Annotated in this window: 13 protein-coding genes; 6 read left to right on the top strand and 7 right to left on the bottom strand. The window is 55.7% G+C overall.

What is annotated here, in order from left to right; genetic code table 11:
* Positions 1-146: 146 nt before the first annotated feature.
* Positions 147-3,260 (top strand): multidrug efflux RND transporter permease AcrD, encoded by a 3,114-nt coding sequence (gene acrD / locus QMG90_RS06845; protein WP_283283121.1) that lies wholly within the window; start codon positions 147-149, stop codon positions 3,258-3,260.
* A 142-nt stretch (positions 3,261-3,402) separates the two neighbouring features.
* On the opposite strand, the gene ypfM is transcribed toward acrD, so the two are convergent.
* The gene (gene ypfM / locus QMG90_RS06840) at positions 3,403-3,462 is read right to left on the bottom strand and encodes a protein YpfM (protein ID WP_001386977.1); all 60 of its coding nucleotides are present in this window, start codon (positions 3,460-3,462) and stop codon (positions 3,403-3,405) included.
* A gap of 349 nt (positions 3,463-3,811) precedes the next feature.
* Here ypfM and QMG90_RS06835 point away from each other — a divergent pair, with 349 nt between their 5' ends.
* The 3 genes from QMG90_RS06835 to QMG90_RS06825 are packed head-to-tail and all read left to right on the top strand — an operon-like array spanning position 3,812 to position 5,559.
* Positions 3,812-4,171 (top strand): ArsC family reductase, encoded by a 360-nt coding sequence (locus tag QMG90_RS06835; protein WP_283283120.1) that lies wholly within the window; start codon positions 3,812-3,814, stop codon positions 4,169-4,171.
* Positions 4,172-4,204: 33 nt separating this feature from the next.
* Complete coding sequence (dapE, locus tag QMG90_RS06830) at positions 4,205-5,332, top strand: succinyl-diaminopimelate desuccinylase (protein WP_283283119.1); 1,128 nt, start codon at positions 4,205-4,207, stop codon at positions 5,330-5,332.
* 26 nt (positions 5,333-5,358) lie between these two features.
* The gene (locus QMG90_RS06825) at positions 5,359-5,559 is read left to right on the top strand and encodes a YpfN family protein (protein ID WP_054179453.1); all 201 of its coding nucleotides are present in this window, start codon (positions 5,359-5,361) and stop codon (positions 5,557-5,559) included.
* Between the two features lie 38 nt (positions 5,560-5,597).
* Here QMG90_RS06825 and ypfH read toward each other — a convergent pair whose 3' ends face one another.
* From ypfH to dapA, 6 genes are all read right to left on the bottom strand, one after another.
* The gene (gene ypfH, locus QMG90_RS06820; protein WP_283283118.1) at positions 5,598-6,296 is read right to left on the bottom strand and encodes an esterase; all 699 of its coding nucleotides are present in this window, start codon (positions 6,294-6,296) and stop codon (positions 5,598-5,600) included.
* A gap of 73 nt (positions 6,297-6,369) precedes the next feature.
* A complete protein-coding gene (locus QMG90_RS06815; RefSeq protein ID WP_283283117.1) occupies positions 6,370-8,370 on the bottom strand; it encodes a tRNA(Met) cytidine acetyltransferase TmcA in 2,001 nt (666 codons plus the stop codon).
* An 8-nt stretch (positions 8,371-8,378) separates the two neighbouring features.
* The gene (gene ypfJ / locus QMG90_RS06810) at positions 8,379-9,242 is read right to left on the bottom strand and encodes a KPN_02809 family neutral zinc metallopeptidase (protein ID WP_283283116.1); all 864 of its coding nucleotides are present in this window, start codon (positions 9,240-9,242) and stop codon (positions 8,379-8,381) included.
* Positions 9,243-9,369: 127 nt separating this feature from the next.
* Positions 9,370-10,083 carry a phosphoribosylaminoimidazolesuccinocarboxamide synthase gene (gene purC, locus QMG90_RS06805; RefSeq protein ID WP_283283115.1) on the bottom strand — a complete coding sequence of 238 codons (714 nt, stop codon included), beginning with the start codon at positions 10,081-10,083 and terminating at the stop codon, positions 9,370-9,372.
* 108 nt (positions 10,084-10,191) lie between these two features.
* Complete coding sequence (gene bamC / locus QMG90_RS06800) at positions 10,192-11,226, bottom strand: outer membrane protein assembly factor BamC (protein WP_283283114.1); 1,035 nt, start codon at positions 11,224-11,226, stop codon at positions 10,192-10,194.
* A gap of 16 nt (positions 11,227-11,242) precedes the next feature.
* Positions 11,243-12,121, bottom strand: a complete 879-nt coding sequence (gene dapA / locus QMG90_RS06795; RefSeq protein ID WP_283283113.1) for a 4-hydroxy-tetrahydrodipicolinate synthase — start codon at positions 12,119-12,121, stop codon at positions 11,243-11,245.
* 153 nt (positions 12,122-12,274) lie between these two features.
* Between dapA and QMG90_RS06790 the strand changes: the two genes are divergently transcribed.
* On the top strand, positions 12,275-12,847 hold the full coding sequence (locus tag QMG90_RS06790; protein WP_054179447.1) for a glycine cleavage system transcriptional repressor: 573 nt from the start codon (positions 12,275-12,277) through the stop codon (positions 12,845-12,847).
* A complete protein-coding gene (bcp, locus tag QMG90_RS06785; RefSeq protein ID WP_283283112.1) occupies positions 12,847-13,317 on the top strand; it encodes a thioredoxin-dependent thiol peroxidase in 471 nt (156 codons plus the stop codon). Before QMG90_RS06790 ends, bcp begins: the two co-directional genes overlap by 1 nt.
* The last annotated feature ends 24 nt before the right edge of the window (positions 13,318-13,341 follow it).

The raw sequence follows: 13,341 nt of genomic DNA, 5'->3' as shown, positions 1-13,341 counted from the left end.
GATCAGTTTTGTATGGACACGCGGTAAAGACGCATGATTATTTACACTATCTCCTTTTTTTCTCCACGATTGCTTCAGCCCTTGCGGCTACAGTGTGACGACCAACGTGATAACAATAAAACACGCATTATGAGGTTCTGATTGCAATGGCGAATTTCTTTATTGATCGCCCCATTTTTGCCTGGGTACTGGCCATCCTGTTGTGCTTAACCGGCACGCTGGCCATTTTGTCGTTACCGGTGGAACAATATCCCGACCTTGCGCCACCGAACGTACGCATCAACGCCAACTACCCGGGCGCTTCCGCACAGACACTGGAAAATACCGTTACGCAGGTGATCGAGCAGAACATGACTGGTCTCGACAACCTGATGTACATGTCGTCACAAAGCAGCTCTACAGGCCAGGCAAGCATTACGCTGAACTTCGCCGCAGGGACCGATCCGGATGAAGCCGTGCAGCAGGTGCAAAACCAGTTGCAGTCAGCGATGCGTAAGCTGCCGCAGGCGGTGCAGACGCAAGGGGTGACGGTGCGTAAAACCGGTGACACCAACATTCTGACCATTGCCTTCGTGTCGACGGACGGCAGTATGGATAAGCAGGATATCGCCGACTACGTCGCCAGTAACATTCAGGATCCGCTGAGCCGCGTTAACGGCGTCGGTGACATCGACGCTTATGGCTCGCAGTATTCCATGCGTATCTGGCTCGATCCGACCAAACTTAACAGCGTGCAAATGACGACGCAGGACGTCACCGACGCTATCTCCTCACAAAACGCGCAGATCGCCGTCGGTCAGTTAGGCGGCACGCCGTCGGTGGACAAACAGGCGCTGAACGCCACGATCAACTCACAGTCCCTGTTGCAGACGCCACAGCAATTCCGGGACATTACCCTGCGCGTGAATCAGGATGGTTCTGTCGTGACGCTGGGCGATGTCGCCACCGTCGAGATGGGGGCGGAGAAATATGATTACCTGAGTCGCTATAACCGTAACGCGGCGTCCGGGCTGGGGGTTAAGCTCGCCTCCGGCGCCAACGAAATGGCGACGGCGGAACGCGTTATCTCGCGGCTTAATGAGCTGTCAGAGTATTTCCCCCACGGGCTGGAATACAAAATCGCGTATGAAACCACCTCGTTTGTCAAAGCGTCGATTACCGATGTAGTGAAAACCCTGCTGGAGGCCATTTTGCTGGTCTTCCTGGTGATGTATCTGTTCCTGCAAAATTTCCGCGCCACGCTTATCCCGACGATTGCCGTTCCGGTGGTTCTGCTGGGAACGTTCGCCATCCTTTACGCTTTCGGTTACAGCATCAACACCCTCACCATGTTCGCCACGGTGCTCGCCATCGGTCTGCTGGTGGACGATGCGATCGTGGTGGTGGAAAACGTGGAACGTATTATGAGTGAAGAAGGCCTGTCGCCACGCGATGCCACGCGCAAATCGATGGGCCAAATCCAGGGCGCGCTGGTAGGGATTGCAATGGTGCTGTCGGCGGTCTTTATTCCGATGGCCTTCTTTGGCGGCACTACCGGGGCGATTTACCGTCAGTTCTCGGTCACTATTGTGTCCGCGATGGTGCTGTCGGTACTGGTGGCGATGATCCTGACACCAGCACTCTGCGCCACGCTGCTCAAACCGCTTAATAAAGGCGAGCATCACGGTCAGCGCGGTTTCTTCGGCTGGTTTAACCGTCATTTCAACGCCAACGCGCGCCGCTACGAAACGTACGTCGGTAAAATTCTGCACCGCAGCCTGCGCTGGATGCTGATTTACGTCCTGTTGCTGGCCGCCATGGTGGTATTGTTCCTGCGCCTGCCAACCTCCTTCCTGCCGCAGGAAGACCGCGGCATGTTCCTCACCTCAATTCAGTTGCCAAGCGGCTCAACGCAGCAGCAGACGCTGAAAGTGGTGGAGAAAGTGGAAGACTATTTCTTCAGTCATGAAAAAGACAATGTGACCTCAATTTTCGCCACCGTCGGTTCCGGCCCTGGCGGTAACGGACAGAACGTCGCGCGGATGTTTATCCGTCTGAAAGACTGGGACGAGCGTGACAGCAAAACCGGCACCTCGTTTGCCATTATCGAACGGGCAACGAAAGCCTTCGCGAAGATCAACGAAGCGCGAGTCTTTGCCAACAACCCACCGGCGATCAGCGGGCTGGGCAGTTCGGCGGGCTTTGATATGGAACTTCAGGACCACGCTGGTGCCGGGCATGACGCGCTGATGGCGGCGCGAGACCAGCTTCTGGAACTGGCTGCCAAAGACGATCGCCTGACGCGCGTGCGCCACAACGGTCTGGATGACAGTCCGCAGTTGCAGATCGATATCGATCAGCGCAAGGCGCAGGCGCTTGGTGTGTCTATCGACGATATCAACGACACGCTGCAAACCGCATGGGGGTCGAGCTACGTGAACGACTTTATGGATCGCGGTCGCGTGAAGAAAGTCTACGTTCAGTCTGCCGCCAAATATCGCATGCTGCCTGACGATATTGGCCGCTGGTACGTACGCAACGCCAGCGGCACCATGGTGCCCTTCTCCTCCTTCGCCACCTCACACTGGGAAACCGGCTCACCGCGCCTTGAGCGTTACAACGGTTATTCGGCGGTCGAAGTGGTGGGGGAAGCAGCGACCGGTGTCAGTACGGGTACCGCGATGGACATTATGGAAAACCTGGTGCGTCAGCTTCCTGGCGGTTTCGGCCTCGAATGGACGGCGATGTCCTATCAGGAGCGTTTATCCGGGGCGCAGGCACCGGCGCTGTATGCCGTTTCGCTGCTGGTGGTTTTCCTCTGTCTGGCGGCACTGTATGAGAGCTGGTCAGTACCGTTCTCCGTCATGCTGGTGGTACCGCTGGGGGTTATCGGCGCGCTGCTGGCGACCTGGATGCGCGGGCTGGAAAACGATGTCTATTTCCAGGTGGGGCTATTGACGGTCATCGGCCTGTCGGCGAAAAACGCTATTCTGATTGTGGAATTCGCCAACGAAAGGAATGAGAAAGGCGAAGATCTGTTAACTGCGACGCTGGAAGCCTGCCGTCAGCGTCTACGACCGATTCTGATGACTTCGCTGGCTTTTATCTTCGGCGTGCTGCCGATGGCGACCAGTACTGGCGCCGGTTCCGGCAGCCAGCATGCGGTGGGTACCGGCGTGATGGGCGGGATGATTTCCGCGACCATTCTAGCAATCTTCTTCGTGCCTTTGTTCTTTGTACTGGTACGGCGACGTTTCCCGCTACGTGAACGGCAGAAATAAACATCAGGCGACTTTCGGGTCGCCTTCTTTATTGTTCAGAATATATAACGAAAAAGGCGACCTTTAACGGGTCGCCTTTTATCTGATTCGATTTAAGTCAGAATATTTTACATATTCTGTACCATTGCTTTTCTTTCCGGAATCATTTACGAAGCATAACTTCAATAAAGTCTTTCCAGTTCCCCAGTTCACGTTCAATCATAACGACCTCTCTTATAATTCTCAGTAGTCTACGTAAATTGATTGTGAATGTGAAGATCATTGAACCAATCGCTGTGATTACCGAAGCCAGCGGACAGGTGCTGGCGTGAGTTAAATATGAACCGACCGGGCTAAATTTATTGTGACTTGCAGCAATATTTTGAAATACCGCCACGGCGGATTATCCGAGTTTTTTTCAGCGTACACTTGTACCTATTTTAAATGCTGCATTATCATGCAATGCATAATCAGAAATTATGCCCTGATAATACTTTCGTGTATTATTCTTCGCCTCCTTACTATTCGAATAATCTGACAAATTCACCTGCTTAAAAACAAAAGGATTAACCATGATCGTCATGTACGGCATCAAAAACTGCGACACCATAAAAAAAGCCCGCCGCTGGCTGGAGGCGCATCAGATCGATTATCGCTTCCATGACTACCGCGTTGACGGGCTGGATGATGCATTATTACGCAGTTTTATCGCAGAATCAGGCTGGGAAGTGCTGCTGAACACCCGCGGTACGACCTGGCGAAAACTGGACGAATCCGTACGCGCCAGGGTTGACAACGCCGATGCTGCTGCCGCGTTAATGCTCGAAATGCCGGCGATTATTAAACGCCCATTGCTCTGCGCGCCCGGTCAGCCTATGCTGCTGGGTTTCAGTGATTCCAGTTATCAGACCCATTTTCAGAATCATTCCTGAGTAATGATGACTTTTTTATGTGAGGTGTAGTCTATGTCGTGCCCGGTCATCGAGCTGGCCCAACAGCTTATTCGCCGCCCCTCTCTCAGCCCGGATGATGCGGGGTGTCAGGCGTTAATGATTGAACGCCTGCGTAATATTGGCTTTACCGTCGAGCATCTCGACTTCGGCGATACCCAAAACTTCTGGGCCTGGCGCGGAAAAGGCGAAACGCTGGCATTTGCCGGCCATACCGATGTGGTCCCGGCGGGCGACGCCGACCGCTGGATCAACCCGCCGTTTGAACCGACGATCCGCGACGGCATGCTGTTTGGTCGCGGTGCTGCCGACATGAAAGGTTCGCTGGCAGCAATGGTGGTTGCCGCCGAACGTTTCGTCGCGCAGCATCCGAACCACAACGGTCGTCTGGCGTTTCTTATCACCTCTGATGAAGAAGCCTCGGCGAAAAACGGCACGGTGAAAGTGGTTGAAGCGCTGATGGAGCGCCATGAGCGTCTCGACTACTGCCTGGTGGGCGAACCGTCCAGCACTGCGGTGGTGGGCGATGTGGTCAAAAATGGTCGTCGTGGCTCCCTGACCTGCAACCTGACGATTCATGGCGTGCAGGGTCACGTGGCGTATCCGCATCTCGCTGACAACCCGGTACACCGCGCGGCACCGTGGCTGCTGGAACTGGTGGGCATTGAGTGGGATCGCGGTAATGAATTTTTCCCGCCGACCAGCATGCAGATTGCCAACATCCAGGCCGGTACCGGCAGCAACAACGTGATCCCAGGCGATCTGTTCGTGCAGTTCAATTTCCGTTTCAGCACCGAATTGACCGATGAGATGATCAAAGCACAGGTCGTCGCACTGCTGGAAAAATATCAGTTGCGTTACACCGTTGACTGGTGGCTTTCCGGTCAGCCGTTCCTGACCGAACGCGGAAAACTGGTGGATGCGGTGGTCAATGCCATTGAGCACTATAATGAAATTAAGCCACAGTTGCTGACCACGGGCGGAACATCCGACGGACGTTTCATTGCGCGAATGGGTGCGCAGGTGGTTGAGCTTGGGCCGGTGAACGCGACCATTCACAAAATTAATGAATGCGTTAACGCCGCTGATCTTCAGATCCTTGCCCGCATGTATCAGCGCATCATGGAACAGCTCGTCGCTTAATAATTTTGACTTAAGAGGTAACGCACATGGAATGGCTGGCAAAATACTGGTGGATACTGGTGCTGGTGTTTCTGGTGGGGGTCATCATTAACGTGATTAAAGATCTCAGCCGGGTCGACCACAAGAAGTTTCTTGCCAACAAACCGGAGCTTCCCCCGCATCGTGATTTTAACGATAAGTGGGATGATGATGACGACTGGCCGGACAAAGACCAGCCGAAGAAGTGAATGTTGCCCGGCAGGCGAAACGCCGCCGGGTAACACGATCACAATAGTTCGATAATATCGTCGTCGTTGGGCTTACCGCCGCTCAGCGCTTCATCGAAATAGTGTTTCGGTACAGTATAGCGCAGATGGTCGAGCGCCAGTTGCATACTGCGATCGTCAATGGCGTGACCGAGATCATCGACAATATCCAGCGTGACGTCGCCACCGGCGTTCAATAACGCCTCCTGAGCGGCGACCGCGTGTGACAGTTCAATCACCCGGTCTTCACCGCCGTGAATCAAATGCACTGTCGTGGCGGTGGTGGCGGTGGTCGGCAAGGTAGCGAAACGGCCATTAAAGGCGATCACTCGCGAGGCCAGATTCGGCTCGGCTTTTACCCCTTCCAGCGCCATGATCGCTCCTTGCGAGAAACCGATCAGCGCCGTCGCCAGCGGCCCGACGCCACTCTGCGTCTGCCAGTAGCGCACGACGTCGATAAAGGTCGGCATGATGGCGTCCACGCGTGCCTGACGGCTCTCTTCCGTTACCCCCTGCACCGAAAACCACTGACGCCCCGGCGCAACGGCGCCCGGCTCTGTACCACCAATACTGACGATCAGCGCATCCGGGAACAGGGGCGCAAACCAGCTGCCAATTTCACCCATCGCCACCGGGTTATCCCCCACGCCATGAAACAACAGCAGCAGTTGTTGCGCGGGTTTAGCAGGACTCTGGACGACAAAATGTTCGTGTTTCATAACGGTCTCCTTAGTGCCTGCCATTGTAGAACTCAGCCCGGAAATGACCATGCCATTTAACTGAATGAGTTCGTTAAAAAAATTGCAGTTGCTGCACCTGATGTTGTAACTGAGCGGCCCGCTGTGCATCGAGCGCTACCAGCGCCTGCGCCGTCTCATGGCGTAACCGCACCAGCAGCGCTTTACGCCCGCTCAGCCCGGCAACGGAACACAGCTGTGCTTCGCTCTGCTGGTGCAACCGCCCCCGCAGCAGAGGAAGCGCGACATCGACCGCCAGCCGCAAGCGATTCAGGCTACCGACGGCAGAGAAGAACGGCCGGTGCGCCCAGGCGAAACTCGCCAGTTCATTCCAGTCATCATCACTAAGCATAGTGTCGGATGACGCGGGTAGCGGCAGCTTTTCGTCGATCCAGGCGGCGAGCCACTGCCCGTCGCGGCATAAACGCTGATGCTCATGCGCGGTGAGTTGTTCGCCTGCTGCCGTGAGTGGTAAGAGCGCCATCGCCGTATAACAACCGCTGCTCGCTTCCCGGTGCGCGCCCATGCGGACCAGCGTAAAACCACAGCGCTGCCAGAACCGCCATAGCTCGGTTGTGTAACCAAAACTGACGGAGAGATAATCGCAGCCCTGCGCTGCCGCTCTGGCGCGGGCAATCAGCGCCTGACCGATCCCTTCGCGCTGGCGCGTCGGATGCACCGCGATGCGCGTGATGCGTCGCCCGGTAAGCGTCGCGGCCAGCGGGCTTCCGCCATGCGCCGCCAGCGACTGCGCCACCAGATTGCCGCGCGGGCGACGATACCCCGCCCAGACGGCGCGACTGAGGCCATCGCTCAGCCCACCTTCATCGACCAGCCACAATGCCCCTGCCAGCCCTGCGTCGCTGCGGGCGCAGGCAAAATGTTGCCCGGGGGCATCCATCATGCGGCGTAAATCCAGCGGCGAGGTCCGGTAGTGGGCGCTGGAAAGCAGTTGATACAGGCCGATGGGTAACGCGGGTTGCGTCTGCCAGGCAACGGGCTCCACGCTGTCATAACGAAGCTCACCCGCCGGAAGATGTATGAGGCTGTCATCGGTGAACAGCAACGCGTCACTAATGACCGCTTCCAGCGGACAGCCCGCCGCCCAGCGAATCGGACGGGAGAGTGTCAACTGGCGAAGATGAGGAAAACGCGCGCAGAACTTCAGCAAAAACCCCCGCCCGGTGCCTTCGTAACCCTGCACCGTGGTCGTCAGCAGCGTGCGTGGGAAGCGCGCTACCAGCTTTTGCAGTACCGGGGAGGGGATAGCCGCCGCCTCATCGACGATCAGCCAGTCAGCGCGCTCCTGTGACGCCAGCAGCGCATCGGGCGCGATAAAGCGAAACCGCTCACCCGCAAAGGCGGCCATGATATCGGTCGCGCCACGCGCGGGAGCGGTGACGATTGCCGTGCCCGCAAGCTGGCGAATGTGCATCCCCGCCAGCGCCGATTTTCCCCGCCCGCGTTCTGCCGTCACCGCCACGACGCCCGGCGGGCAATCGGCCAGTTGCGCCAGGATCGCCGCTTGTTCGGCTTCCGGTTCGCCGTTTGCCGGGTGCCACGTCTCGCGCGCCGGATATTCCCCCAGGGTGAACGGCTGCGACTGACGCCAGATAAGCGTCTGCGGATCGTTCGCCAGGGTGCGGCAGAAATGGTGAACAAAATGAGGCGCCGGAAGCGGCTGCGGGGATTCGCTCCAGCGAAGCGTGTCTTCATCGGGCTGTTGCGGCCAGTCGTCAAATGGCGGCGTCAGTAGCACCAGCCAGCTTCCTGCCTGCAACGTCCCGGCGAGTGCGGCAAACGCCGTGACGTCAAAGCCGCGGCGGGCATCAAAAATGGCATGATGAAACTCGCGGCCGAGCAGTTTCGCCAGCGCATCTGGCGGGCACCACGGCTCAGGCAGCGCCTGCGGCCCGACCTTCAGCCAGTCGCCGGGCAGTCGCTGTTGCAGCGCCGTCGCCTGCTGCAGACTCCACGCCGCCTCGCCGCTGATGACCAGCAGGCGACGAATGCCTTCCTGTTTCATGCGCGCGGTCAGTGCGCAAAATGCCTCCATTAGCGGATTCAGAACCCTTTGCCGAAGGTATTACATTGCGCCGGATCACCGCCGTCATAACCGCGTTTAAACCAGGTATAGCGCTGTTGCGAGGTGCCGTGGGTAAAGCTGTCCGGCACGACGCGCCCCTGGCTTTGCTGTTGCAGACGGTCATCACCGATGGCCTCAGCCGCATTCAACGCCTCTTCCAGATCGCCTGCTTCCAGCACGCCCTGCTGCTGCATGGTGTGGCCCCAGACGCCCGCGAAGCAGTCCGCCTGCAGTTCCATTTTCACCGACAGTTGATTTACCTGCGCCTGTGACGCCCCCTGCTGCATCTGCCGTACTTTTGGTTCGATGCCGAGCAGTTTCTGCACGTGGTGGCCGACTTCATGCGCGATGACGTAGCCCTGTGCGAAATCACCGTCCGCGCCCAGTTTCTTTTTCATGTCATCGTAGAAGGAGAGATCGATATAAACGGTGCTGTCCGCCGGGCAGTAGAACGGCCCCATCACCGATTGCCCGGTACCGCAGCCGGTACGGGTCGCGCCGCGATACATCACCAGACGCGGCTGTTGATACTGTTTACCTGACTGCTCGAAGATCTGACTCCAGGTGTCTTCCGTGGTTGCCAGGATCACCGAGGTAAATTTAGCCGCTTCATCATCGTTCGGGCTAATAGAGGGTTGCGTCGACTGCTGGGAAATCGGCTGTCCGGTCAGCAGACCGGTGAGATCCACACCGTAATAACCGGCGACGAGCACCACCACCAGCAGAATAATCCCGCCCTTGCCGGTGGGTACGCGAAACCCGCGCCCGCCCATCATCGGTGGACCGGAATCACTTCTTCTGTCTTCAACATTGTCGCTTTCGCGACGACCTTGCCAGCGCATAACAACCTCAAACTCTTTATTGATAATAGATAAGATCGTAGGCGGTTCAGCGGAGGATTACCATAGGAAACGAAACGAGAAAACTCAGAGGACGAATTATTCTCCTCTGAGTTTCGGGCAGGAACAGTTAGTCCAGCTTCACACCAAGACGATGTGCGACCTCTTCATAGGCTTCAATCAGCCCACCGAGGCTCTGACGGAAACGGTCTTTGTCCATTTTATCCAGCGTTTCTTTGTCCCACAGACGGCTGCCATCCGGTGAGAATTCGTCGCCCAGCACCACTTTCCCTTTAAACAAGCCAAACTCCAGCTTGAAGTCGACCAGGATAAGACCCGCGTCATCGAACAGTTTTTTCAGCACATCGTTGGCTTTGTAAGTCAGCGCTTTCATCTGTGCCAGATTCTCTTTGCTCACCCAGCCAAAGGTTTCGCAGTAAGACTCGTTGACCATCGGATCATGCATGGCGTCGTTCTTCAGGAACATATCGAACAACGGCGGGTTCAGCGTGATGCCCTCTTCAATGCCCAGACGCTTGACCAGCGAGCCTGCGGCACGGTTACGCACCACGCACTCAACCGGTACCATCTCGAGTTTTTTCACCAGACATTCAGTATCAGACAGCAGCGCTTCCATCTGAGTCGGGATACCTGCCGCTTCGAGTTTGGTCATAATGAAATGGTTGAACTTGTTATTCACCATCCCTTTGCGGTCAAACTGTTCAATGCGCGCGCCATCCCCTGCTGACGTATCGTTACGGAATTCGAGCACCAACAGATCCGGATTTTCCGTGCTGTAAACGGTTTTCGCTTTGCCGCGATACAACTCAGCTTTCTTTTGCATCTTTTGTTACTCCACTCAAATTAAGTGATAAAAATGGCGTTTTTCTGCCGACGCACACGTTTGCGTCACTATACAGAAAAAAGGCTGGAATACTCCAGCCTTGTTGTATTACTTACTAAATGCGGCCTGGAACACGGAGACCAGGGCGTCATTCTGAGACTGCGTTAACGTATGGCCTTTCGGGTCGATGAACTGCAGGCTGCTGCGGTTATCGAGGTCACCCACCTGCAACTTATAGTCGCCGGAGACGAGACCCGGATCGCGGGCACCCAGTTCCTGCCAGTTGCCGTCGGAGAGCGGTTTGTAGGTCACCGCGATGTCACCCTGAGAACGGGTGCGGTCGGTAACTTCCATGCCCACTTTCTTCAGTGTTGCCGGGAGGCGATCCCACACCTGATTGAACGGCGCGCGTACTACCAGCATCGGCAAGCCGGTGTCATCGGCGGCGCTCTGCACGTCAAAGGTGGCACCATCGCGGCCTTGCGCGGCATTCTGCGCGTTAGTCGCGTTCTGATCGATGCCCGCAGAAATCACGTTCAGCATTTCGGTGCTGTAGCGCTGCATGGAGGCGGCGTCAGCAACCGGCTTGCCACCCTGCTCGAGGTTGATCAGCTTGACGACAACCGCCTGCTGATAACCCTGTGGTTTGACAGAGATCTGATAGCGACCACGGTACTGCTCGTCTTCATCAAGACGGTTCCAGTCAACCCAGTCAGTGCTCAACGTCTGCGAGGCATCATCACGTTTGGTGATGGTGTAGTTCTTCGCCTGAAGAATGCTCACCACCTGCGGCCACAGCGAACCGCTACGACCGCTTTCCACTAACAGCGTGGCCGTGTCGCCAGTGAATTGGGTACGGGCACCGCTGACCAGCGCCAACGGCTGCGCCGGCGGACGGATGTCCAGCGCTTTACCCACGGCGCCATTACTGCGGGCAACAGGGATGTTATAGTCGCCGTTCTGAAGCGGCAGGATCATACCGGCAGGCGCATGAAGTTCAGCAAGCGGTGTCGCTTCCAGATAGGATTCATCACCGCTAACCTGACGCTTATAGCGCGAATCAGAGCTGCAGGCCGCGAGGAGCAGAACAAGCGAAATACCCGCAACCTTCGCCAGGCGCGACTTCTGTACTGAGTAAGCCATCAAATCTCCCTAAACTTTACAGCAGACCGGCGTGCTTAAGCGCGTTGGCGACGATGTGACGACCGTTGTCGGTAATCGGCGTCATCGGCAGGCGCAGCGTGTCGGTTGCTACAAGTCCCAATTCCTTACAGGCCCATTTCACCGGGATCGGATTGGGTTCGACAAATAATTTATTGTGTAGTGGCATCAGACGCTGGTTGATGACACGCGCTTCGGCAAACTTACCTTCAGCGGCCAGTTTACACATTTCCGCCATGTCGCGCGCTGCAACGTTAGCCGTTACCGAAATAACGCCCTGACCACCCAGCTGCATGAAGTCCAGCGCCGTGGCATCATCACCGCTCAGAAGGATAAAGTCATCTGAAACCAGCTCTTTGATCTGGTGAACACGACTTAAGTTCCCCGTGGCTTCCTTAATACCGACAATATTTTTTACTTCTGCCAGGCGTCCCACGGTCTCAGGCAACATATCGCAGCCGGTACGCGAAGGCACATTATACAGAATTTGCGGCAGGTCAGTATGTTCAGCGATGGTTTTGAAATGCTGGAACAACCCTTCCTGCGTCGGACGGTTATAGTACGGCGTGACCGTCAGGCAGCCAACGATGCCGCTGTTATTGAAACGCTGAGTCAGGCTGATCGCCTCTGCGGTTGCATTGGCTCCCGTGCCGGCAATCACGGGAATACGCCCGTCTGCCAGATCCAGCGTCATCATGACCACATCGCCATGTTCGTCGTGGCTTAATGTGGCGGATTCTCCGGTGGTGCCCACCGAAACGATCGCCGAGGTTCCATTGGCGACATGGTAATCAATCAATTTTTTCAGGCTTAGCCGATCGACATTACCTTTTTCATCCATCGGCGTGATAACCGCAACTATACTTCCCGTGAACATGGGCCATCCTCTGAGCAGACGTGCAGACAAGAGTTTCAATGGTACGTTTGGTCCTGTAATAAAAGCAAGAGACCAGAGCCGTTCTGAATGTTGTATGCCGGTTTTTTTTATGCTTTCCTTATGATTACCGCACCTTTTACAGGAAGAACAGGTTTGACAGCCTCATCACAACACTATCTGGTGATTACCGCCCTGGGCGCTGACCGTCCTGGTATCGTGAATACAATCACCCGTCATGTCAGCAGCTGCGGCTGTAATATTGAAGACAGCCGTCTGGCGATGCTTGGCGATGAGTTCACTTTTATCATGCTGCTTTCCGGCAGCTGGAATGCTATTACCCTGATCGAATCAACATTACCATTGAAGGGCGCGGAACTGGATCTGCTGATCGTCATGAAACGCACCACCGCAAGTCCGCGACAGGCGTTACCCTCCACCGTCTGGGTGCAGGTAGAGGTGCCGGATTCGCCGCACATCATTGAGCGGTTTACGGCATTATTCGATACGTACAACACCAACATTGCGGAACTGGTTTCCCGCACACAACCCGGTGAGAACGCCAGCGCCGCGCAATTATTCATTCAAATCACGGCACACAGTCCGGCCTCGCAAGAAGTCTCAAATATCGAGCAAGCGTTTAAAGCACTATGTACAGAACTGAATGCACAAGGCAGTATAAGCATCGTCAATTATTCACAGCATGATGAACAAGATGGAGTTGAGTAATGAACTCACTGAAAGCCGGTGACATCGCACCGAAATTTAGTTTGCCCGATCAGGATGGTGAGCAAGTAAATTTGACCGACTTCCAGGGACAGCGTGTTCTGGTCTATTTTTACCCAAAAGCAATGACGCCAGGTTGTACAGTTCAGGCCTGCGGTCTGCGCGATAATATGGATGATTTAAAAAAATCGGGCGTTGAAGTGCTGGGCATCAGCACCGATAAACCTGAAAAACTCTCCCGCTTTGCAGAAAAAGAGCTGCTGAACTTTACGCTGCTCTCCGATGAAGACCATCAGGTCTGCGAACAATTTGGCGTGTGGGGAGAAAAGTCCTTCATGGGGAAAACCTATGACGGCATCCACCGCATCAGTTTTCTGATTGATGCAGACGGCAAAATTGAGCACGTTTTCGATGATTTCAAAACCAGCAACCACCACGATGTGGTGCTGAACTGGCTGAAAGAGAACGCGTAATAAAGGCCCGGTGAATGATACCGG

It is taken from the genome of Trabulsiella odontotermitis (genome assembly GCF_030053895.1).
Lineage (GTDB): Bacteria > Pseudomonadota > Gammaproteobacteria > Enterobacterales > Enterobacteriaceae > Trabulsiella > Trabulsiella odontotermitis_C.
This window is presented reverse-complemented; position numbering and strand designations above follow the sequence as displayed.